Raw genomic sequence first — 22,366 nt, 5'->3', positions numbered from 1 at the left:
GTCGAGCGGCGCGAGCGCGTCACCTGCACGCGAAGAGAGGCTCACCGGTCTCGCGGCAGCGCTGCTCGCACGTGATCTTGGCGCACCCGCAGCGGCGCAGCGCACCGCGGTCGCCGGCGCGCTGATCGCAGTCGTCGCTGAGGCCGCGGCACTCGGCCTCGCAGCGCGCGAGCTGAGCAGGCGACGGCGTGCAGTCGATGACCTCCGGTCGCCCGGCGGCGTCACCGCCGCTGCACAGCTCGATCGACGCGACCTGCTCGAGCAGCGGGATGCGCCCTCCCATCATGCACTGCGCGTGCGGCTCGCAGACGTGGTCGCGCAGCACCGCCGTCACGCGAACGCGCTGCCCCTCCAGCGCTCGCCAGCCGGGGCCGAGCCAGCGCTCGGCGTCCTCCCGCGACATCATCCTCCCGGCGATGAGCGGCTGTTCGCCCTTCGTGAGCGTCAGCGTGCCGACCCAGCGCTCGCGCGGGGACGCCTCGCCAGGTCGCTCATTCTCCACCGGCGGAGACGCCGGCGGCGTGCCGGCGGGCGCGGAGCTCGCTGCCGGCGCCGCCGAGGCGACCTGCGCCGCGGGCGCCGTCGAGGCGGCCCGGGCCCCTCGCGCCGGCGCAGCGGGCGCGCTCTCCGCGCAGCCCATCGCCCCGGCGCAGCACGCGCCGGCCAGCGCCCCGCAGAGCCACAGCCGAGCTCGCGCCGCGACGGGACCGCGCCGCGAGGCGCGCACCGGGATAACCGAGATAGAAGAAGGCACGCGCCGTTTTACCACGCGCCGACCCCAGCAGCGGGGCCGGGCGCCGTGCCGCGTCAGCTCGCGGCGCGCAGCCACTGCCGGGAGAGCTCGAGCACGCGCGCGTTCTCGGGGATCTCGCCGAGGAAGCTCCGGCGGTGCGCCGCCGGCAGCTTCTCCGCCCGCGCGAGCAGCCGCTCGCGCGCGCCGGCGATGACCGCGGACGCGCCCTCGCGGTCGCCCGCGGCGTGGAGCGCCTCCGCATGGACGAGGTGAGCGAACGTGCTCTTGTACCCGGACGCGCCCCAGCGCTCGTGCGCCGCCACGACCTCCTTCGCCGTGGCAAGCGCGTCCGCGACGCGGCCCGCGGCCAGCTGGATCGAGGACAGGAGCGCCCTCGCGCCCACCTGCTCCAGCGGCAGAAACGCGAGGAGATCGATCGCGATCAGCGCCTCGCGCTCCGCCGCCTCCAGATCCCCCTCGCTGCGGAGCAGGCTCGCGAGCGCCCAGCGCGCGAACCCCTGCTGCAGCGGGTTGCGCCGCTCCAGCCCCATCCCCAGCATCGCGGTCGTCTCGGCGCGCGCGCCGCCGAGCGCGCCGCCGTCGATCAGCATCTCGATGCGCAGGAACGTCCGGAGCCACGAGACCGGACCGAGCTCCTCCCCCGCGGACATCGTCTCGAACAGCTCGCGCTCCGCCCGGCGGAGATCGCCGAGCAGCCGGGCGCTCATCCCGATCGCCACCTGCGACACGATCGAGCCGCGCCAGTGGCCCGCCTGCACGAAGCTCGCGCGCGCCGCCTCGGCCAGGCACAGCCCCCTCCACAGATCCCCGTCCCGCCACGCCTCGTGGAACGCCTGCGCGATCTGCAGCCACCCGCGCGCGGCGGGCTCCCGCTCCGCGACCGGCTCCGCCACCTCGCGCACCCGCCGGGTCAGCGCCTCGGCGAGCCTGAACTCGCCCAGCTGGACCGCATAGTAGCTCCCGACCGCCAGCGCGAACACCGCCACGCCGGTCGCCTCCGGCGCCAGCTCGACCGCCTGCAGGGCGCGCACCGTCGTCGTGAGCTCGTCCAGCCGTCCGAGGTGGATGTCCGCGGTGATCTTCGCCGGCACCGTCCTCACCCACGGCATGCTCCCGGGCGTCAAGAAGCGCTGCGCCTGCTCGAGGTAGAGCAGCGCGTAGTCCCACTCGCTGCGCCACGCGTGGACCTCCGAGAGCACGCCGAGGAGGCTCAGCTGCACCGCGTCCGGCACGCCACACTCGAGCCCACGCCGGGCGCGCGCGATCGCCGCGTCCGCATCGCTCCCCCGCAGCGCCTGCTCGGCGGCGCGCAGGTAGAAGCTCCCGGCGCGCAGGAGCTCGAGCCCCCGCTCGTAGTGCTCGGCGAGCATCGTCGGATCGCTCGCGCCGTTCTGCTCCAGGAACGCCGCGGCGAGCCGGTGCCCGAGGACGCGATCCGTGTCCGTGAGCATCTCGTACGCCCCCTCCCGCAGGAGCGCATGCCGGAACATGAACTCCTCGTCCCCGGGATACCGGCTCTCCTTGCGGCGGACGATCACCTCCCCGTCGCAGAGCTCCGAGAGCACGTCGCGCGCAGCGGGCCACGCCTCCGCGCTCCCGAGGAGCGCCGCGACGCCGCCCCGCCAGAAGACGTCGCCGAACACGCTCGCCGCGCGCAGCACCTTCCGCGCCTCGCCGTCGAGCGCCGCGAGCCGCGCCTGGACCATCGCCAGCACCGTCTCCGGCAGCACGTCGCCCTTGCCCTCCGCCACGGCGCGGATCAGCTCCTCCAGATAGAACGCGTGGCCATCCGCGTGCGCCACGAGCCGCGCCACCGTCGCCGCATCCAGGTCCTCGCCGAGCGCATGGCGGACCAGGCGCTCGCACGCCTTGCGCGGCAATTTTGTGAGATGAATTACACTCAATGCGCGCCCGCCCCAGAGCGACGGGAACAGCTCGTGGACCTCGGGGCGCGCCAGCCCGAGCACCATGAACGGCTGCTCGCCGAGCGCGCCGAGCACCGCGTCGACGAAGCGCACGGTCGGCAGGTCGCCCCAGTGCAGGTCCTCGAGCACGAGCAGGACGGGGTGGGCCGACGTCTCGGCGGCGAGGAAGTCCTCCCACGCGCGGCGCATCTGCTTGCTCATGGTCTCCGCGTCCTCGCGGGCCGCGCGCAGGAGCGCGCTCTCGGCGCCCGTGAACTGGACGCCGGCGATCTCCCCGAGGAACACGGCCACGCGCTCGCGGTCGGGGCCGGGGACGTGCCGCGCGACCCGCGCGAGCACCTTCTGCTTGCGGGCAGAGGCCGCCTCGCCGTCCTGGATGCCGCACGCGCACCGGATCGCCTGCCCGAGCAGGCCGAACGCGGAGCCCACGCGCAGCGCGTCGCCGCAGCCGGTCCAGATCTCGACCGGCCCGCCGTGGGCGCGGAGCGCGCGCGTGAACTCGTGGGCGATCCGGGACTTGCCGATGCCGGGGGGCGCCGTCACGAGGACGGCGCGGGCGCCCGGCATCTCGACGCACTCGGCGAAGATCGTGTTCAGCGTGAGCAGCTCGCGATCCCGGCCGACGCACGCGCTCGCCTTGCCGAGCAGCGTCCGCGCGCTGCCCGCGAGATCGCGCTCGCCGTGGAGCTCCCTCCGCTCCCCCTCGCCCGACACCTCGAACCGCGCGCCGAGGAGCCGGGCCGTCACGTCGTCGATCGCGATCGGCGGCGCGCGCGAGTCGGGCTGCCGCTGGGCGGCCCGCCTCGCCTCGCAGGCGCCGAGCAGCCGCGCCGCCCGGTCGATCGCCTCCCCCATCGGCAGCTGCCGCGCCATGTGCGCCCGGCCCGTGGAGAGCGCCATGGGCCGGGTCGGGGCGAGCTTCCGCAGCGCCAGCGCGCAGCGCGCCGCGTGCGCCGCCTGGTCGGTCGCGTCCCGGCTCGCGACGATGGCGATCACCGAGGAGCCGTCGGCGAGCGCCTCCATGTGCCCGCCGTGCGCCTCCACGACCCGCCGCAGCTGCACCTCCACGGTCACCTGCAGCGTCTGATCGAGCGTCGCGGTCTCGGCCTCGGCCGGCGTGGGCTCCCTCCCCAGGAGCAGCACGGAGAGCAGCCGCAGCTCGCTCGAGGTGAGCGCATCGGAGCGCTCCGACGCGGGCGCGCGCGGGGGAATGCTGCCGGCGCACCGCAGCGTGCTCAGGATCACGGCGACGGTCGCCCCGTCGCCGAGGCGCTCCTCCGGCTCCTTGGCGAGCATCAGGTGGATCACCGCGTCGAGCTGGGGGGGGACCTCGGGCCGGAGCGAGCGGACCGCGGGGACCTCGCCGAACAGGATCTTCGCGAGGATGGCGGGGATGTTCTCACCGACGAACACGGGGCTGCCCGTGAGGCACTCGAAGAGCACGCAGCCGAGGGCGAACACGTCGGCGCGCGGCGTGAGCGCGCTGTACCCGACGCGCGCCTGCTCCGGGGCCATGTAGGCCGGCGTCCCGAGGGCGACCCCCGTCAGGGTCATCGGCGTCGCGTCGAGCCGCCGCGCGATCCCGAAGTCGAGGATCTTCACCTGGTCTATCTGCCCGTCGACGAGGAACAGGTTGCTTGGCTTGAGATCGCGATGGACGATATCGCGGGCGTGCGCGGCGGCGAGCGCCTCGCCGGCCTTCACCCCGAGCGTCACCGTCTCTTCGATGGTGAGCCGGCCGCGCAGGAGGCGCCGCGCGAGGTCCTCCCCTTCGAGCCATTCCATGGCGAGATAGGACTTGCCCGAGCCGGTCCTCCCGTGCGCCACGTGCCGCACGATGCCCGGGTGGGAGAGCTCCGACAGGAGCCTTGCCTCCCGCTCGAACCGCGCCTCGAGCGCGCTCCCGCCAAGCACCACCTTGAGGGCGACCGTCGTGCCGGTCGCCCGATCGAGCGCCCGGAAGACCTCCCCCATGCCGCCGGAGCCAGCGAGCTCCAGGAGCTCGAACCGCTGCCCGACGACATCGCCGACCTGCATGAAGCAAGTATCGCCCGGCGGCCGATGCGCTGTCCAGCGCGCGAGCGGGAGAAGGAGAGTCGGTCCTCGTGGGTCCCTCGCTCGATGTCTCTCGTGCTCGGCACTCACGCTGGCAGCCGACATGCACGTTCATGACGTGCTTATGTCCAGACATGTCTACACCGAGCGATGAGCGAGCATGGGAGTCCACAGCGCTGCGCGCGCGCTCAGCGCGCGCCGTGGCCAATCCGAGCTCCGGCGCCGTTACGTCTCGTGCGGAGCGCGCGGAGCCCCTTCGACACGATGTCCTCGATCTCCGACGACAGCGATTGATGGGTGGACAGATCGCCGAGATTGACCGCCGGTGGTCGAGGGCGGCAGCAGCTCCGGAGCGATCGTGTCGCTCACCCAGTCGAGCTCCTGGTCGATGAAGAGCCGCTCGAGCCCATAGCGAATCGATGACTGCTGCGCTTCGCTTCGCGGCGGCCATGTCGTCCTCCAGGCGGCGGAGCGTACGACGTTACCCCGCGCGCTCGTGCTCTCGTGGCGCGCCATCCGTAGCGGGCTCCGCCTCGCTCACCGCGGCGCCGCCGGCACTCCATCACCACGCGCACGCCCGCGGCCTTCCGATCGCGGGCGCACGCCAGGCGAATCGCGCTCGCCGCCCACCGCGCGTAAGCGCGCGGAGGGCCGGGGCACTCGTCGCCTTGCCGGCATCCACGCCTCGTCCGGGAGCCTTCCCCACCCGGGGCTCCTCGTGTACACGCGGGGGAAGCAAACCAGCAACGGCGCCCGTAATTCCTGTGAGTTGTGAACCACCCGCGTGCACACGAGCCCCGAACCGTTTGGCGACTGAGCTAACATTCTCTCCGTCATGGCGCGCCGCCCCCCACGAAGTCGCCCCTTCCCCCGCAGCGAGCCCGAGCAGCCGGCGCGAAGGGAGGCGGCGGTGAACAGCGCGCCGGCCGTACTACGTACGCTCGTGTCGGTCCTCGGCGCCTGCGTTGCGCTCGCGCCGGCCGGGGCGCGGGCGGAGGAGTGCGACCGCGCCGCCGCGGACGTGTCGTGGGTGCGCCTCGCGGGCGCGGAGGTGCAGTGCCCTGCGGCGTCCCGGTTCCGCGCCGAGATCTCGCGGCGGCTCGGCCGCGAGCTCGTCACCACGGGCAAGGTCGCCTCGATCGAGGCCGTGGTGCAAGGGCAGCCCGGCGCCTGGTCGGCCACGATCCGGACCCAGCTGTGCGACGGCGCCCCGCCGACCGTCCGCGAGTTCTCCGACCACGGCCTGAGCTGCGACGGGATCGTCGCCGCCGCGGCCGTGCACATCATGCTCACCACCGATCCCGAGGCCGGCCTCGCCCCCCCGCCCGACGCTCCCCCGCCCGACGCTCCCCCGCCGCCGGCCGCCGAGACGCCGCCGAGCCCACCGCCCCCGCCGGCCGCCGTGCGTCCGCCGAGCCCTCCGGCGGCCGTGCGGTCCCCGGAGCCACCGTTCCCCTGGCCGGCGGAGACCCGGGCCGCGCCGCCGCCGGCCGAGGGCCCGCCGCCCGGGGGGATCTCGGTCGCCTGGCGCGGGTTCGCGTCCGTGGGCATCGTCCCCTCGCCCGGGGCCGGCGTCGCCCTGTCGGGCGAGTGGTCGATCCTGCCGCGATGGACCCTCGAGACGGGGGCGCTCTGGCTCCCGGAGCAGCACGCGACCCGGCGGACGTTCGCCTTCGGCCTCACGGCGGGGTGGCTCGGCGGGTGCCTGGAGATGGTCCGGAGCCGAGCGCTCGTCTTCGGGCTCTGCGGCCGGGTGGTGGCGGGCGCCATCTACGCCGTCATCTACGGGGACGAGCAGATCACCCCGACGATCCTGCCGACCGACGTCGGCTCGCGGGCGTGGCTCAGCCTCGGGGCGGGTACCCGGCTCGGCGTCCGCATCGTCGGGCCGCTGCGGCTCGAGACAGGGATCGACCTCTTCGTTCCGATGACGCGGTACAGCTTCCAGCTGCAGGACGGACAGCCGGCGGGCTTCGAGCAGCCGGCCGTCGCCGGCGCGGCGTTCGGGGGTGTCGGGGTCACGTTTTGATGAAGGATCCCCCGGCTGACGGCATCCACCAGAGCGTGGAGCAATGCTTACAAGCCGAGGCCCTGGGCGACGCCAGACAGCCGCCACGGAGCCTCGTCGCCCTGCACGCCGAGCACGGCGGATTCGTCTGGGCCACCCTGCAGAGGTTCGGCATCCAGCGTCCGGACCTGGAAGATGCCTTCCAGGACGTCTTCATCGTCGTCCAGCGGCGGCTCCCGTCCTTCGACTGGGCCTGCCCCATCACGACCTGGCTCTTCGCGATCTGCCGTCGCGTCGCCGCCTCGCACCGCCGCCGCGCGCACACGCGCCGGGAGCGGCTCGGCGAGGCGGTGGACGACGTGCCGGACTCCGCGCGCGGCCCCGAAGAGATCACCTCCCAACGTCAGGCGAGATTGCAGCTCGATGGCATCCTCGAGGCCATGGATCTCGACCGAAGAGCCGTGTTTGTCATGTTCGAGATCGAAGAGATGCCCTGCAACGAGATCGCGAGCCTGGTCGGCGTCCCCGTCGGGACCGTATACTCGCGGCTCCACGCAGCACGAAAAGAGTTCGCCACGCTGCTGAAGAAGAGCGAGGCCGAGTGCGCACGCAGGGGGGCCAGATGAGCGATCCGAAGCGATGGAACCAGGAAGGTGGCGGCGCCCCGCTGGGAGCCCGCGAGCTCCTCCTCGCCGCCGCGCGCCCGCGATCGATGACCGCCGCCGAGCTCGCGCGCACCGCGGCCCGGGTGGCGCCGCTGGGGACGACCGCGGGCGCCGGTGCGACGGTGCCGATGTGGATCAAGGGGATCTTCCTCGCGGTGGGCCTCGGCGCCGGCGGGGCCGGGCTCCACGTCGCCCTCGACGAGGGCCGGAGCGCCGCCGCGTCGGCCGCGGCGCCCCTGTCGCTGACGGACCTGCCTCTGGAGCAGCTGTTCTCGAGCGCGCGGGGCGGCGCCCCCGCCGCGGCGCCGGCGCCGGCGCCCGAGGCTCCGCCGCCTGCGCCCGAGGCTCCGCCGCCGGCCGCAGCCGCCGCCCGCCGGGAGGCGCCGCGAAACACCCGGCCCGCCGCGCCCGCGCCCGAGGCGATCGTCGCGGTGGACAACGACGATCTGGTCCGCGAGTCGAACCTCGTCGACAAGTCGAGGGCGGCGCTCGCGCAGGACCCGGAGGCCGCCCTGGCCGCGCTGGACAGGCACCAGACCGACTTCCCGAAGGGGCGGCTCGCGGAGGAGCGGGAGTTCATCGCGATCCGCGCGCTGATGCGCCTCGGGCGCGCCGACGAGGCGCGGGCGCGCGCGGCGGCGTTCGTCGCGCGCTACCCGTCGAGCTCCTTCACCGAGCCGGTGCGCCGGATCGTGAGCGCGGCGCCGTGAGCCCGTGACGCCGGGAGGCCGGGTGCCGGGAGGACGACGCGACCCCCTCACGATTCCGTGAAGGACCGGCGGGCTCGGCAGCATTCACGGGAAGGGAACCCCTCCGGGCCCACGGGCCGCACCACCGGACCCGCGGCGTTCGATCCATGGTTCCGGAACGAGCCGGGGGTCAACCTCGCGATCCCGTACACCGTCCCCATGAACGTGAGAGATCGCGGGACAGGCATCTTCCTGGAGACGGAGTTCTTCCCCATCGACGACCAGGGCTGGGGCAACGAGGAGCGCGAGCACAACGACGGCTTCACGTACGAGCTCCACACGACGTTCGAATACATGAAGGGCGATCACCTCGTCCACGAGGTTCCACTCGTTCACGAACTGCGATCCGATCGTGATCCCCTGGCACCGGGATCGCGCGCCACGAACACGACATCTGATAGAGCTTGATCGCTTCGTAAACAGTACTAAGTTCCAGCCCGCGTTCACGGGCAGCTGCTCCGGGCGATGAAAGCGCCGGAGCGCCTCGTCGCGGGGCCGTAGCTCGACGGGTTGGTGCTGCCACGCCGCCTTGCCGGCGTCGGCCGAGGCGAGGCGTGTCCCTGTGGGGCGCGCGCTGGCTCCGTCTCTTCGCGGGCCGACGCACGCGCTCGCCCGCGGTCGTCGAGCCCGGCCCGCACCTTCATCCGCCGTCCGCGAGCGCGCGCTCTGCAGCGCGGATCCATCGTTGTTTGTCGTCGTCGTTCTCAGGAGGTTTCATGTTCTCTAGGTGGTCGAGTTCGAGCAGTTCTGTGCACTCTCATTCTGGTTCTGCCCCCGCCGGGGCGTGGCGCGCCGCGCTGGTTTCGCTCGCGATGCTGCCGGTCTCCTGCGCGGACATCGCGCCGGGGGACGGCGAGCCGGTTGATCTCGCGGAGGGCGAAGCCGCGTCCACCGCCCAGGCGCTCTCCCTGCCGTTCGCCATCGAGGGGCGAAAGTCGCTCGTCGTCACGAACGCCGACATCCTCAGCGCCTTCACGCTGAAGGACACGCTCCAGCAGCTCATCGATCAGGCGGGCGTCAGCATGACGCCCCTCCAGCTGTTCCGGCAGCTCATGGACACGAACCGGAAAGCCGCGGACGGGCTCGGCCTCGGCCCGAACTGCGATGACGTGGTGATCCCCGGCTCGGACGGGTCCATCAACGGCTGGCCGATCGACTGCGCCCGCGCCGTGGGCTTCGAGGCCGACAGGGATCCTTTCGCCGACGAGACGGCCGACAACGCGTACGTCGCCACGACCCTGTCAAACCGCTTCGACCTCGCCCCGCCGGACGGCGCCAACTGCGGTGAGTACCGCGTGGTCTTCGCGAGGCGCTCGGGCATGACGCCGGGCGCGTTCCAGCTGCGCAACTTCATCATCTTCGAGGCCCGGCTGCCGAACCCGACGCCGAGCCTCGGCCGGGAAGGGTGCCGCCCGGTCGCCAATTTCTGGTACGGCCTGTCGGATACGACGAAGAGCCTGGCGACCCGGAGGGACGCGCTGCACGACTTCTACTTCGAGGGCCTGTCCGGGTTCGAGCCCGTCATTCACATCGATCACTACGGCCAGAACGCAGGGCCGTACGGCGGCCAGATCCGGACCAACGAGTTCCTCTTCGCCCCCGAGGTCGTCGGGGATCCGCCCGTGCCCTTCACGACCTGGAACCTGCGGGAGTTCAGGCTCCTGCACGGCGGCTCCGGGAGCAGCGCCACGCTGGTCGTGACCCCGTCCTTCGTGAAGGACACCCCGGCCGCGCCGCTCTTCGACCCCGCCTCGACCGACGCGCGCGCCGTCGCCTTCCGGAGCACGTCGTTCCCCGGCGTGGTGGAGCGGCTCGCCGCGGCGGACGACATCAACCGCTTCGCCTTCGAGCCGAGCTACCCGACGACCATGAACGCCGGGGAGAGCCAGATGATCGGCCTGCAGAACAACTACTTCGCGACGTTCGGCAGCGGGCCCTCGGCGCTCAGGACGAGCATCCAGAGCAAGCTCACCGCCATGGGCAGCACGCTCACGCCGGACCAGATCGTCGGGCGCGCGTTCTCGCTCTCGTGCAGCGGGTGCCATGAGCCCATCGGCGACGCCACGGGCTCGCCGACGGTCGATCTCGACCTCGGCACGACGAAGACGCTCGCCAAGACGAGCCCGTTCATCCAGACGACCGAGCAGCTCGAGAGCGACCCCATCGAGGGCGGGCAGCGCTTCATCATCTCGGAGGCCCTCACCGACCTGTTCATCCCGTTCCGGAAGGACGTGATGGCCGACTTCCTCCTCAACAACCCGATCCTCGGGTTCGAGAAGCCGGGCGCGTGGACCTCGACGCAGGCCCAGCTGTCGGTCCACACGGGCCGCGCGGTGGAGGGCATCGCCTCGCTCAAGGTCCAGACCCCGGCCAGCTTCAACGCGATCGTCAGCCCGAGCTTCAGCACCGCGGGCCTCACCCCGGTGGGCAACAAGATCACGCTCGACCTCTTCGTGTCCCCCATCCAGCCGGCCCCGGGCTGGGCCGGCAACATCGAGGTGCTGATCTCCATCCCGTCGGCCGGCATCCACAACCAGTGGGCCGGGAACACCTCGCTCAGCCTGGTCGCCCCGGGGTCGTTCCAGAGGATCCAGTTCGCCGCGCTTCCGACGGCGACCCTGAACGCGCTGAACGCAGCGCCGAGCGACGTGAAGCTTCAGTTCAACCTCAACGTGACCAGCAACACGGGGCCCTACTACCTGGACGACGTCCGGTTCGAGAACTAGCCGCGAGCGCGCGTTCGTGAGAGCGAGCGCGCGTTCATAGAGGGCGCCGGCTCCCCCCCAGCCGGCGTCCTCTTCTTTTTCTTTTGTGCTCCGACATCGGCCCTCCCCACGCGCGCCCGCGCACGGCCACTCCCCCCGACGCCTGCTCTCCAAGGGAGCTCGGGTGATGCTTGTCGGTTGTTGCCGAGCCAACAGAGCCGGAAAAATTCGTGCTCCCGGTCGTTCGGATGAAGGACAGCCGCCGTCGAACCATCCACGAGTCAGGTGGCATGAGCAACGACCGGAACGGAGACCACAGCAGATGCGCTGCCAAGGTCCGATCGCGCGCCGTGCAGGTGCATGTAGGTGCCAGGGAGCACCGCGACCGCGCCCTCCGTTCCCGCGCAGACAGGCTCCCATGCAGGGCGGCAGCGCCGGTCCGCCGAGGACAATCCGTTGTAACGGATGATTCATCCGTTATGATAGACAACGGCGAGGGGCTTTGTTATGACGCGCCCCATGTCAGGCATTGCCATCATCACTGGAAGCGTTTCCGCGCGCTCGAAGACCGCCGCGCTGGCTGCCCGCATCGCGGCGCGGCTCGGGCGCGAGGGGTTTCGCGTCACCATCCTCCAAGTCCGCGACCTCCCCGCCGAGGACCTCCTCTTCGGCCGCGTCGACTCCCCCGCCGTGGCGGACGCGGCGCGGATCGTCGCCGAGGCGGCGGGGGTCGTCATCGCGACACCCATCTACAAGGCCTCGTACACGGGCGTGCTCAAGGCGTTCCTCGACCTCTTGCCGCAGTTCGGGCTCGCGGGGAAGGCCGTGCTGCCGCTCGCGACGGGCGGGACCCTCGCGCACGTGCTCGCCATCGACTACGGGCTCCGCCCGGTCCTCCAGTCGCTCGGCGCCCGGCACGTGCTCGCAGGGCTGTTCCTCCTCGACAAGGCGCTGCGGCTCGGCGAGGACGGGCTGCTCGACATCGACGACGAGCTCGGGAGCAAGCTGGAGGAGATCGTGAGGCCCTTCATCGACAGCGTGCTCCGCGAAGGCCTCGCGCTCCCGGCGCGCGAGGTGGCCGCCTGAGATCCGGCCGGGGAGCAAGGCGGCGCACGGCGCCCTTCCGCTCGATCGCGCTCGATCGCGCGCGTTCGGGCTCGAACGAGCTCAATCGCACGCGATCGGAATCGATCCGACTCGACCCCAGGACACGCGCCGACAACTCCCGATCCTTCGAGGTAGACCCATGCGCTTGCTCACGCTCCCCACCCCGGAATCGACCACGGCCCCGACCGAGCGCGCCAGGGCGCTCGTCTTCGAGGACCGCAGATCGCAGCAGCTGCTCCAGCGCGTGAAGCAGGCCGCCACCGGCGACGCGGCCGTGCTCCTCGCCGGCGAGACCGGGACGGGAAAGGAGATCCTCGCGCGCTACGTGCACGACCTCGGCGCGCGCCGCAGCCGGCCCTTCATCGCCGTGAGCTGCGCGGCGCTGTCGCCCGCGCTCGCGGAGGGCGAGCTCTTCGGACACGAGCCAGGGACCGGCGCGAGAGGCCCCGCGCCAAGGCGCAGCCTGATCGAGGCCGCCGAGGGCGGCACGCTCTACCTCGACGAGATCGGAGATCTCCCGCTGGGCGCGCAGGCCAAGCTGCTGCGCGTCATGCAGGAGCGCGAGGTGCTCCGCCTCGGCGCGCGGCAGCCGGTGCCGGCCGACGTGCGCGTCATCGCCGCCACCAGCGTCCCACTCGAGGACATGGTCGCCGTCGGCGGGTTCCGTGAAGACCTGCTCTCCAGGTTGAACGGCGCGGCGATCGCGGCCCCGGCCCTGCGCGAGCGGCCAGGCGACGTCCTCCCGCTCGCGCGGTATTTCCTTGGCATGTACGGGCGCCGCCTCGGCCCCGCGCCGTGCGTGCTCTCGTCGTCCGCGGCGGAGCGCCTGCTCGCGCACCCGTGGCCGGGCAACATCCGCGAGCTCGAGCACGTCATCCAGAAGGCGCTCCTCGTCTGCCGCGCAGGCCGCGTGACAGGGAACGATCTGCGGCTCACGAGCCTGCCCCCGAAGGCGCCGGCGCTCGCGCTCCCCGGCGCATCGAGCCGCCTCGACGCGCTGATGGCCACGCTCGAGAGCACCATCGCCGCCCTCTTCGAGGGCGACCATCCCAACGTGTACGAACGCGTCGAGGAGGTCGTTGTCCGCGTCGCGTACCGCCGCTGCGAGCGCAACCTGGGACACACGGCGAACCGGCTCGGCGTCAGCCGCGACCTCGTGCGCGCGCGCCTGCTCCAATCCGGCGAGCTCGCGACGCCCCCGACGTCGGAGCCTCCAGCCACACTGTCGAAGGCCGGCGAGGCGCGCGCGGCGGTGAGAGAGCTCCTGACCTTCGACTCCTGACCGCGCGGGGCGCGCCGCCGGGGCGGGCGCCCTGCGCAGCTCGGCGCCGCGCGCGGCCCGGCGCTGCGACCGGCTCAGCTCTGCGACCGCTGGGGGAGGATGTCGTTGGCGATCACCTCGCCGAACGGCCCCGTGAGGTTGGGCCGGACATCGGCCCCCTTCCGCTCGATGGAGAGCCGCGGAAAGAGCAGCTCGGCGACGCGATAGGCCTCCTCGAGGTGCGGATACCCCGACAGGATAAACGTGTCGATCCCGAGAGCGGCATACTCTCGCATGCGACGCGCGACCGTCTCCGGATCGCCCACGAGCGCCGTGCCGGCGCCGCCGCGCACGAGCCCGACGCCGGCCCAGAGGTTCGGGCTGATCTCGAGCGCCTCGCGCCGCCCGCTGTGCAGCGCCGCCATGCGCCGCTGGCCCTCGGAGTCGAAGCGCGAGAACGCCTGCTGCGCCGCGGCGATGGCGCGGTCGTCGAGGTGCCGGATGAGGTCGTTCGCGGCGGCCCACGCGGCCTCGGCGGTCTCGCGGACGATGACGTGCAGGCGGATCCCGAAGCGCACCTCGCGCCCCTCGGCGGCCGCGCGGCGGCGGACGTCCGCGATCTTCTCGGCCACGGCGGCCGGCGGCTCGCCCCAGGTCAGGTAGACGTCGTGGTGGCGCGCTGCCAGGGCGTGCCCCGCGGGCGACGACCCGCCGATGTAGAGCGGCGGGTGCGGCGCCTGGATCGGGGGATAGAGGATCTTCGCCCCCTTGACGCGCAGGTGCTTGCCCTCGAAGTCGACCGTCTCGCCGGCCATGACGCGGCGCCAGATGGTGAGGAACTCGTCGGTCACCGCATAGCGCTCGTCGTGGCCGAGAAAGACGCCATCGCCCTCGGCCTCCGCGGGATCGCCGCCGGTCACCACGTTGAGCAGCAGGCGGCCGCCCGACAGGCGGTCGACCGTGGACGCCATGCGGGCAGCCCACGTGGGAGAGACGATCCCCGGCCGCAGCGCGACAAGGAACCGGAGCCGCTGCGTGAGCGGGATCATCGCCGACGCGATCGCCCAGGCATCCTCGCAGGACCTCCCCGTGGGGAGCAGCACGCCGTGATAGCCGAGGTCGTCGGCGGCCTGCGCGATCTGGCGAAGGTAAGAGAGCGAGACGGGGCGCGCCCCCTCGGCGGTGCCGAGATAGCGGCCATCACCGTGCGTCGGGAGAAACCAGAAGACGTTCATGAAAACACGGGCTCCTCGCCCGTGGCTCGCCGGGCCGGAGGCCCGCAAGCACGTCTCGCGCCGCAGCCGTGAGCGATGGATCTCCGCGCGATCGCCGGCCGCCACCTGAAGGCGGCTGCGCGCCCGGGCCTCTGTCGTTGCTGCTCCAGGAGCACCCCGCACGCAGCGCTTGCTGCTGGAGCAGCAACGCCGGACAGGCTCCATCACGAACCCCGGCGGCCCTCTTCGGCGTCCGGACAGTGGACCATGCAGCCATACATGAACGCCGGATAGTCCGCATCCTCGCCCTGATTGCGCCAGGCGGAGACGGGGGTGATCCCATCGTCCGTCAATCGCCACGGACCGAGGAGCGAGCGGATGGCCTCCGGGGAGCGCATGTGAAACTTGAGCCCTGGAGCCTCGAGCATCTCGACGATCTTCGGGTACTGGCGGCCCATCTCGCTGTCGAAATCGAGCGCCATGGTGCTGCCGGGCGGCGCCCAATCGTACAGCGACGCGAACGCCGCCCTCAGCTTGTCATCGGAGATGAAGGCGGCGACGCCCACGAAGACGATGCCGAGCCGCCGGATCGGACCGAGCACGCGCTCGACCGACGCATGATCCAGGGTGGTCAGGTCCGACGCATCGCAGTAGACGTAATCGGCGTTCGGCAGGTCGGCCAGGATCTCCCGCCCCATCGAGATGTTGGTGGGATCCATGTCGGTGTAGAGCACCCGCGCGTCAGGCACTACCTCGTGGACGTTCCCCGAGGTCGGCAGCCCCGCCCCGAAGACGATGAGCTGATCGATCCCCTGCGCGCGGATCGACCTCGCAGCGCGCCCGATGAACTGGCGGAGGACGCGAAACATGCCTCGGAAGTCCCCGTACGCAGCCTCGAACTCCTTCGCCGCGTCGACGTCGACCGGCAAGTAGTGCCTGCCGCCGAGCCAGTAATCGATCATGCGAGCCGAGTTCGCGCCAGCGAGCCGGCTACCGGATGCTGAAGTACTCATCGTCTACCTCCGATCTCACGTCGCGCGCCGATGAGGTGTCGCGCCGGACGGGCGCTCGCCCGTCCGGCGCGACACCTCATCGACGCGCGATCATCATGACCCCGTCGTCTCCGATGGATGTCGGATTCCTCGTGAAACGAGCTCTCAGGTCAGCGGAGAGCCTCTTTTTCATGAGCTCCGCCGCCGGATGCCGATCGTACCAGAACCGCTGCAGGACCTCCGCGGCCCTCGCTATCCTCTCCTCGAGGTCGGCCTCATCGAAACGCAGCTCGACGTTCACCCTCGCCATATCCATGTTCCTGAAGCCGTGGCGCCATAGCACATCCGCGGCCGTCGCGAGCAGATGTCCCTGGTGCTCTGCCTCGTCGCCCGCCACGGCGCAGCAGTTTCTGTTCAGCAGGTCGACCATCTCGTTATCAGGGGCCCCCTGCACGATCACGATCCTCGATCCGGGGTCGCGCTTGTCGCACACCCGGATCATCTCCTGGACGGCCCCCACGATGTCATCCACGTAGTGGAGCACCCACGTCGACACGACGCCGTCAAACGTGTCTTCCTCGATCGGCAGGCTCTCCGCTCTGCCGTGCAGCACGCGTATCCTGCCGTCCTCCCGCCGCTCCTCGTCCATCGCAGAGACGTTGGCCGCGTCGGGCTCGACGGTGATGCAGCCGCCGAATCGCTCCGCGATGCGCCGCACGACCGCCCCGGTGCCCCCGCCGACGTCCAGGATCCTCCTGCACCCCTCGAGCGCGTCGAGGATCGGGGGGATGTCGTTCCGGACGAACCGGCTCGACGCGAGGGCCCAGGCCTGATGCGTCAGCCGGTGCGGCCTCCGGCGGCGAGCGGGCATTCCCTCCGGCGCCCCGCAGGGAGAGTAACAGCTGACGTCAAACCAGGACATGGCCTCTCCTGTCGGCATCAGGACGCGAGCCAGGCGCTCGAATCTCGTGGATGACATGCGCGTGAGGGCCGTCGCTCTCACGGTGCACTATCCGGGACGTATACCCGAGCTGCGCGGCGACCACGCCCGGGTCGTTCTCTTCTCCGGCCACCTGCGAGAAGGGCATGAGCATGACGGTCTCGGGCGTGATGAAGCCTCTCGCCTGGGTAAAAAACCTCTCAATGATGGGCCGTCCACCGTCGCGCTTCATACCGAAGACGCCTCGCCGGGTCGTGCTCGGGTAAAATGGCTGATTGAACACGATGAGGTCGAACGTCGTGCCAGGCGAGATCGCCGCGAACAGGTCGCTCTCCACAGCGCGAACCCGCAGCGGAGGGTTCCTCGCCGCGTTCTCTGTCGTGCATGCGATCGCGGGTGGATGGTTGTCCACCGCCCAGACCTCCCTGGCTCCGTTCTTGCTCAACACCAGGGCGAGGTACCCCGAGCCACACCCCATGTCGAGCGCGCGACGGGGCGTGTACCGCCGGAGGACGGCCGCGAGCCGGCGCGGCGAGTAGCCGAGATCGGGAGGGAAGACGTCCTCTGCGACGCACAACCGAAGTCCGTCGATGTCGATCCCGTACGGCTGTCGGCGGCGGATCGCGTACAACTCGGCATCGCGCCGAGCATGCTCACTCAGACCCATTCTTCAACTATAAGTTCGAGTCGCGCCGCAACAAGAGAGAAAGCACGACCGCCTGTCCGCGCCACGATGAGGACCCCCGGTATCGGCGGCGCGCCCAGGGCGGCGCTCAGGACAGGCGGCGAGTCCTTCTGCTCTGCTCCAGCGCGTAAGCGATCCCGCTTTGCAGGGTCCCCTTCGTCACGATGGCCCCAAAATCGACGTCAAGCGCGACCAGCGTCTGCGCGACGTCGCCGCGAACGCCGGTGATCACCGCCTGCGCCCCGAGCAGCCGGAGGGCGCTCGCCGTGCTGATGAGCGAGGCAGCGACGCTGGTGTCGATCGATTTGACGCCGGTGATGTCGAGGATCACGACCTGCGTGTCGTTCGCGCCGACCCCCTGCAGCGCCGTGTGCAGCACCTGCTCCGCGCGCGCCGCGTCCATCGTCCCGATGAGCGGCATGACCATGATGCGATCGGTGATGGGGATGAGCGGCGTGGACAGCTCGGCCAGCCTGTCATTCTGGACCCGGATGATCTCCTCCTGGAGCGACGCCCGGGTCTGCTCGGAGCGCGCGCGCTCGGCGAGCTCGATCTCCAGCCGCTCGCCGGCCACCCGCAGCTCCTCGGTGCGGTGCTGCAAGTGCGCGTAGAGGAGCGCGTTCTCGACAGCGATGGTCGCCTGCGACAGGAGCAGCCCGAGCAGCTCGATCCGCGCCACGGTGAACGCATTGCTGATGACGTCGTTCTCCAGGTAAAGAACGCCCGTGAGCCGGCCTCGGTGGATCATCGACATGCAGAGGACCGACCGCGGGCGGCTCGCGACGATGTACGGATCGGCCGCGAAGCGCCCGTCCTCGGTCGCGTCGACCAGGATCACCGTCTCTCGGGTCCGGGCGACGTACTGCACGACCGAGGCGGCGATGTCGGCGCTGTCCTCGACGGGCATCGTCATCCCCGTGCGGAGCACGTCGGGATCGACGGTCGCGAGCGCCTCGACCACGAGCCGCTCGCCGCGATCGAGGACGAGCGCGCCCTTGCGCGCCCCCGCGTTCTCCACGGCGATCCGCATCAGCTGCTCCAGCACGTTGTCGATCTCGACCTCGCCGGCGATCACCTGCGCCGCGCGGATCATCGCCGTCACGTCGAGCACCCCTTTGCGCGCTGTGTTGGCGCTCGAGGAGCTCGTGCTCGACATCGTGAAGGATACCGTCCCGTCCGCGCGGCCCGAGCCCACCGCGGGCTGGAGGGCAAGCTCTGGATACCTGTCCACGAGGGACTGCGCCTTGGCCGTGGCCCCCCAGCGGACGTACCCGTAGCACGCGCTCGCCAGGTAGAACCGCGCCGTCCTGTTCCTGCCCTTCGCGAGGTGGAACTTCGCGTAAAGCTCGCTCGCGAGCGCCTCGTCCCGGGTGAACCCGCTCTGCTGCGCGGCCTCGATCGCCTCCTCGTAACGCGCCATCGATGTCAGCTCATCGCCGGAGAGGCGCGAGCGCTCGGCGCCGACCAGGAGGTGCTTGTGCCGGTAGTTCTCCGGGCAGCTCTCGGCCCAGCGCGCGAGCTTCGCGTGATGCTCCTCGAGCATCGCCGCGCTCCGCGCCGGCCCCCCCAAGGCGTCCTCGCCCAGGGCGGTCAGCGTCAGGCAGACGTAGAACGACAGCTCCGTCGTGGAGAAATACCCCATGCTGCTCCCGAGGGTCCGCTCGGCCTCCAGCGCCGCCGAGAGCGCGGCGGCGTGCTCCTCGTCCAGGAACAGGAGCTGCAGCTTGACCACGTGATACCAGCAGGCCGCGAACATGGCGCTCGGCGCGCTGAACGTCGCCACGAGCTCCGCTTCCATGAAGTCGTCGTCGCCCAGCGCGGCCCTGCCCTCGGTGCGCCCCTCGAGGCAGGCGACCATCTGCCGCGCGATCGTGAGAAAGGTCGTGGACAGCGCGTTCTTGGTCCGCGCCATGAGCCCCAGGAAGCGATCGAGCTCCTTCCTGACCGACGCGAGCTCCTCGCCGAGCCCGAGCCGCGCGATGACGATCGCGTTGCACGTGTAGGAGAGATAGGGGAAGTCCGCGGACACCATCCCTGCCTCGAGCGCGCGCCGGAGGAGCTCGATCGTCTCGCTCAGCGGGGAGAAGAAATGGGCGTAGACGCCGAACGTGAAGTGGATCTTGCAGGCCAGCTCGACGTTATTGAACCGCCGGTCGAGGGCGAGCCCGAGCCGCCCGAACCGCTGCGCCTCGTCGTACCGATCGCGCAGCACGGCCATGTAGAGGCCATACAGCACGAAGCCGAACGCCGACACCTCCGAGTGACCGTGCCTGAGCGAGAGGTTGACCTGCTTCGCCGTGACGAGCGCCGCGAGCCTCGCGTCGGTGAGGTAGGCCGGCGAGGAGAGGTTCGTCAGCAGCTCCAGGACGGTCAGCGTCTCCTGGTCTTCGAGCTCCGGCGCGTCGACCAGCTCCTCGATCCGCCGGCTCCCCAGGTGGACGGGCACCTCCGCGAGCTCCGCATCGAGCGCCGCCTGGTACTGCTCCTCGGAGCGAGGCAGCTCGATCCCGAACAGCGCGAGGCCAGCGCGCCCGACGCTCATGCAGTCCGCGACCTTGAACAGGGTGAGATAGAGGATGATCCGCAGGTTATGGACCTGCGCTCGCTCCAGCGTGGAGCTCGCGCGGGACAGCAGGAGATCGAAGAGCGACTCGGCGCGATCGAAATGACCGCACATGTACTCGCACTCGGCGCGTGTCACGCAGAGCGCGAACATCAGGGCGCCGTCGCGCTCCCAGGACGCCTCGCCGAGCAGCGATGTCCCGGCCGTGAGGTAGTCGGCGGCCGCCTGGTGGGCGTTCGCCGCCTTCGCCCGCCTCCCCGCGGCCAGGTTCAGCCTGGCGAACTCGACGCGCTCGCCCGGCTCAAAGATCAGGTCGGCGGCGAGGTTCACCTGGTTGGCGACGGTGAACAGCGCGTCGTCGCGCGGGCTGCTGCCGGCCTTGGCCAGGAGCAGCCTGCCGATCCGTAGGTGCGCGGCCTTCCGGCGCTCGTCGTCGAGCAGCGAGTACGCGGCCTGCTGGACGCGATCGTGCAAGAACCGGTAGGAGACGTTGAAGCGGGTCGAAGGCACGTCGCCCGCCGCGTCGCTGCGCGCCGGGCCGTGGACGAAGCGGTACTCGCTGCCCGTGGGATGGATGAGCCCGTCCCGCAGGGCCTCCCAGAGGTCGGCGGCCGTGTCCCGGCGCGATCGATCGCAGAGGACCGAGAGCACCTCCAGCTCGAACTCGTGGCCCAGGCACGCCGCGAGCATCAGGGCGCGCTGCGTGTCCGGCGCGAGCTCCTGGAGCTTGCCCGCCATGAGCGCCACCACGTTGTCGGTGATCTTCATCGCCTGGATCGGCGCGAGATCCCATGTCCAGGAACGGGAGCGCGCGTCGAAGCGCAGGAGCTCCTCCTGGCGGAGCGCCCGCAGGAACTGGTTCACGAAGAACGGGTTCCCGCGGGTCTTCTCGAAGACGACCTCCGAGAGCGGCGCCGCCTGCTCCACCGCGCAGTCCAGCGCATCGGCCACGACCTGCGCGACGGCGGGCCGCTCTAGCGGCTCGATCGCGATCGTGTGGACGGCGACGCTCGCGCTCCGCAGCGCGTCGCCGAGGAGGCGCAGCGGGTGGGCCGCGGCGACCTCGCCCTCCCGGGTCGTGCCGATGACCAGGAGATGCGCGGTGCCCGGCCCGGTCATCAGCGTGTGGATCAGGTTGAGCGAGGCCGCGTCCGCCCACTGGAGGTCCTCGAGCGCGAGCACGACGGGGTGCTCCCGCGTCGCGAAGATGCGGAGGAAGTTCTGGAACACCAGATTGAACCGGTTCTGGGACTCGGTAGGTCCGAGCTCGGCGACGGCCGGCTGGGGGCCGATGACGAGATCGAGCTCGGGGACGAGATCGATGAGCACCTGGCCGTTCGGGCCGAGCGCCTCGAGCAGCTTCGCCTTCCAGAGCTCGAGGGCGTCGGTGCGCTCTGCCAGGAGATTCCGGACGAGGCTCCGGAGCGCGCTCGCCACGGAGGCATACGGGGCGCTGCGGCCGTTCTGCGCGAACGCGCCCTCGATGAAGTACGCGCGGCGGTGCGCGATCGCCTTGTGGACCTCCTGCACCAGGGCGGATTTCCCGACGCCCGCCTCGCCCGAGACCAGGAGGAGCTCGACCGAGCCCCGGCTCGCGCGGTCGAACGCGGCGAGGAGCGTCGCCGCCTGCTCCTCCCGGCCATAGAGCTTCTGGATGATCCGGAGCTCGCCGACGCGGTCAGAGCGCCCGAGCACGAACGGCTGGATCTGACCGGTCGCCTCCAGCTGGCTCAGGCAGTCTTCCAGATCGGCCTTGAGCCCGGCGCCGCTCTGGTAACGCGCCTCGGCGGTCTTGGCCAGGAGCTTCATCACGATATCGGAGACGATCGGGGGGAGCTGCGCGTTGACCTCCGCCGGCGGCACGGGCCTCCTCGCGATATGGTGGTGCACGAGCTCCATCGCGTCGTTCGCCTGGAACGGGAGCGCGCCGGTGAGCACCTCGTACAGGGTGACGCCGAGCGAGTAGAGATCGCTGCGATGATCGACGACGCGGTTCATCCGCCCTGTCTGCTCGGGCGACATGTATGCGAGCGTCCCCTCCAGGGCGTCCGGCGCCAGCGCGACCTGGTTCTCGCGCGACAGCCGCGTGGCGATGCCGAAGTCGATCAGCTTGACCTGCATCGTCTCGGGGTCGACGAGGATGTTGTGCGGCTTGATGTCCTTGTGAATGACATGGCGCTGGTGAACCGAGTCGATGATGTCAGCGACCGACGCCACGATCCGCAGCGCCGGCGCGAGGCTGAGCCGCTGCGACCGGATCATGTCGCTCAGCGACCGCCCGCCGCTGTCCTCCATGATCAGCGCCAGGCCATTCCCGTGCTTCCCCACCTCGATCACCACGGGGATGCCCGGGACACGAAGGTCCCTCATGACCGCGTGCTCGTGCCGGATCTTGGCCAGCTCTCGCGGGTCTGGGTACTCGCTCTTGAGGAGCTTCACGGCGACAGGCAGCTGATCCGCATTCCGGTGGCCTCGATAAAGAACCGACGTGATGCCTTCGTAGATTTTTTCCGTCGCAGTGTAATCCTGAAGAATTAGCATGTAACGAGCCCCTCTGGGCCATCGTACAGCAGCTGAAGGCTTGAGTTCCACCTGCCCTGTTGAACAGCCCCGTGTGAACTACCGACGGAAAGAGGTGTGGAGTCGGGGCCGCGTCGCTTCGCGAGCGCCCGGTCGCGTCCGACGGAGACGGTATGGGCCGTCCATTACGAAACCGGCGACGCGCCGGGCGGATCGCCTTACG

The 22,366-nt window shown here is 71.0% G+C and carries 14 protein-coding genes; 7 read left to right on the top strand and 7 right to left on the bottom strand.

Features of this window, described 5'->3' with window-relative positions:
* Positions 1–19: 19 nt before the first annotated feature.
* Together WMF36_RS11845 and WMF36_RS11840 are read right to left on the bottom strand one after the other, a co-directional pair.
* Complete coding sequence (locus tag WMF36_RS11845) at positions 20–754, bottom strand: hypothetical protein (protein ID WP_437579706.1); 735 nt, start codon at positions 752–754, stop codon at positions 20–22.
* A 53-nt stretch (positions 755–807) separates the two neighbouring features.
* On the bottom strand, positions 808–4,716 hold the full coding sequence (locus tag WMF36_RS11840; RefSeq protein ID WP_437579705.1) for a protein kinase domain-containing protein: 3,909 nt from the start codon (positions 4,714–4,716) through the stop codon (positions 808–810).
* Between the two features lie 961 nt (positions 4,717–5,677).
* Here WMF36_RS11840 and WMF36_RS11835 point away from each other — a divergent pair.
* The 7 genes from WMF36_RS11835 to WMF36_RS11805 all read left to right on the top strand — a co-directional run bounded on the left by WMF36_RS11835 (position 5,678) and on the right by WMF36_RS11805 (position 13,250).
* Entirely contained in the window at positions 5,678–6,763 is a 1,086-nt protein-coding gene (locus WMF36_RS11835) for a hypothetical protein (RefSeq protein WP_437579704.1), read from the top strand.
* Positions 6,763–7,368, top strand: coding sequence for an RNA polymerase sigma factor (locus WMF36_RS11830; protein WP_437489920.1), 606 nt, complete (start codon positions 6,763–6,765; stop codon positions 7,366–7,368). The genes WMF36_RS11835 and WMF36_RS11830 overlap by 1 nt, the downstream gene beginning before the upstream one ends.
* Positions 7,365–8,117, top strand: a complete 753-nt coding sequence (locus WMF36_RS11825) for a hypothetical protein (protein ID WP_437579703.1) — start codon at positions 7,365–7,367, stop codon at positions 8,115–8,117. The genes WMF36_RS11830 and WMF36_RS11825 overlap by 4 nt, the downstream gene beginning before the upstream one ends.
* Before the next feature lie 198 nt (positions 8,118–8,315).
* Positions 8,316–8,564 carry a hypothetical protein gene (locus WMF36_RS11820; RefSeq protein ID WP_437579702.1) on the top strand — a complete coding sequence of 83 codons (249 nt, stop codon included), beginning with the start codon at positions 8,316–8,318 and terminating at the stop codon, positions 8,562–8,564.
* Positions 8,565–8,905: 341 nt separating this feature from the next.
* Positions 8,906–10,882 carry a hypothetical protein gene (locus WMF36_RS11815; protein WP_437579701.1) on the top strand — a complete coding sequence of 659 codons (1,977 nt, stop codon included), beginning with the start codon at positions 8,906–8,908 and terminating at the stop codon, positions 10,880–10,882.
* A 498-nt stretch (positions 10,883–11,380) separates the two neighbouring features.
* Positions 11,381–11,947: an NADPH-dependent FMN reductase gene (gene ssuE / locus WMF36_RS11810; protein ID WP_437579700.1), complete on the top strand. Its 567-nt coding sequence runs from the start codon at positions 11,381–11,383 to the stop codon at positions 11,945–11,947.
* 160 nt (positions 11,948–12,107) lie between these two features.
* The gene (locus WMF36_RS11805) at positions 12,108–13,250 is read left to right on the top strand and encodes a sigma 54-interacting transcriptional regulator (RefSeq protein WP_437579699.1); all 1,143 of its coding nucleotides are present in this window, start codon (positions 12,108–12,110) and stop codon (positions 13,248–13,250) included.
* Positions 13,251–13,324: 74 nt separating this feature from the next.
* Here WMF36_RS11805 and ssuD read toward each other — a convergent pair whose 3' ends face one another.
* The 5 genes from ssuD to WMF36_RS11780 form a co-directional block, all read right to left on the bottom strand.
* Positions 13,325–14,464 (bottom strand): FMNH2-dependent alkanesulfonate monooxygenase, encoded by a 1,140-nt coding sequence (ssuD, locus tag WMF36_RS11800; RefSeq protein ID WP_437579698.1) that lies wholly within the window; start codon positions 14,462–14,464, stop codon positions 13,325–13,327.
* Between the two features lie 203 nt (positions 14,465–14,667).
* On the bottom strand, positions 14,668–15,456 hold the full coding sequence (locus WMF36_RS11795) for an SAM-dependent methyltransferase (protein ID WP_437579697.1): 789 nt from the start codon (positions 15,454–15,456) through the stop codon (positions 14,668–14,670).
* A gap of 76 nt (positions 15,457–15,532) precedes the next feature.
* A complete protein-coding gene (locus tag WMF36_RS11790) occupies positions 15,533–16,306 on the bottom strand; it encodes a class I SAM-dependent methyltransferase (protein ID WP_437581896.1) in 774 nt (257 codons plus the stop codon).
* 37 nt (positions 16,307–16,343) lie between these two features.
* On the bottom strand, positions 16,344–17,042 hold the full coding sequence (locus WMF36_RS11785; RefSeq protein WP_437579696.1) for a methyltransferase: 699 nt from the start codon (positions 17,040–17,042) through the stop codon (positions 16,344–16,346).
* A gap of 106 nt (positions 17,043–17,148) precedes the next feature.
* Positions 17,149–22,164, bottom strand: a complete 5,016-nt coding sequence (locus WMF36_RS11780) for an AAA family ATPase (RefSeq protein ID WP_437579695.1) — start codon at positions 22,162–22,164, stop codon at positions 17,149–17,151.
* Between the last annotated feature and the right edge of the window lie 202 nt (positions 22,165–22,366).

The sequence above is a fragment of the Sorangium sp. So ce887 genome, assembly GCF_051521455.1.
In the GTDB taxonomy this organism is placed as follows: domain Bacteria; phylum Myxococcota_A; class Polyangia; order Polyangiales; family Polyangiaceae; genus Sorangium.
Note: the sequence above shows the minus strand (reverse complement) of the source record. Positions and strands in the feature narration are given on the sequence as shown.

Coding starts and splice junctions, on each gene's coding strand:
- ssuD (WP_437579698.1), bottom strand. CDS start 14,464: ATGAACGTCTTCTGGTTTCTCCCGACGCACGGTGATGGCCGCTATCTC.
- WMF36_RS11780 (WP_437579695.1), bottom strand. CDS start 22,164: ATGCTAATTCTTCAGGATTACACTGCGACGGAAAAAATCTACGAAGGC.
- WMF36_RS11785 (WP_437579696.1), bottom strand. CDS start 17,042: ATGGGTCTGAGTGAGCATGCTCGGCGCGATGCCGAGTTGTACGCGATC.
- WMF36_RS11795 (WP_437579697.1), bottom strand. CDS start 15,456: ATGAGTACTTCAGCATCCGGTAGCCGGCTCGCTGGCGCGAACTCGGCT.
- WMF36_RS11805 (WP_437579699.1), top strand. CDS start 12,108: ATGCGCTTGCTCACGCTCCCCACCCCGGAATCGACCACGGCCCCGACC.
- WMF36_RS11830 (WP_437489920.1), top strand. CDS start 6,763: ATGAAGGATCCCCCGGCTGACGGCATCCACCAGAGCGTGGAGCAATGC.
- WMF36_RS11840 (WP_437579705.1), bottom strand. CDS start 4,716: ATGCAGGTCGGCGATGTCGTCGGGCAGCGGTTCGAGCTCCTGGAGCTC.
- WMF36_RS11820 (WP_437579702.1), top strand. CDS start 8,316: ATGAACGTGAGAGATCGCGGGACAGGCATCTTCCTGGAGACGGAGTTC.
- WMF36_RS11825 (WP_437579703.1), top strand. CDS start 7,365: ATGAGCGATCCGAAGCGATGGAACCAGGAAGGTGGCGGCGCCCCGCTG.
- ssuE (WP_437579700.1), top strand. CDS start 11,381: ATGTCAGGCATTGCCATCATCACTGGAAGCGTTTCCGCGCGCTCGAAG.
- WMF36_RS11790 (WP_437581896.1), bottom strand. CDS start 16,306: ATGCCCGCTCGCCGCCGGAGGCCGCACCGGCTGACGCATCAGGCCTGG.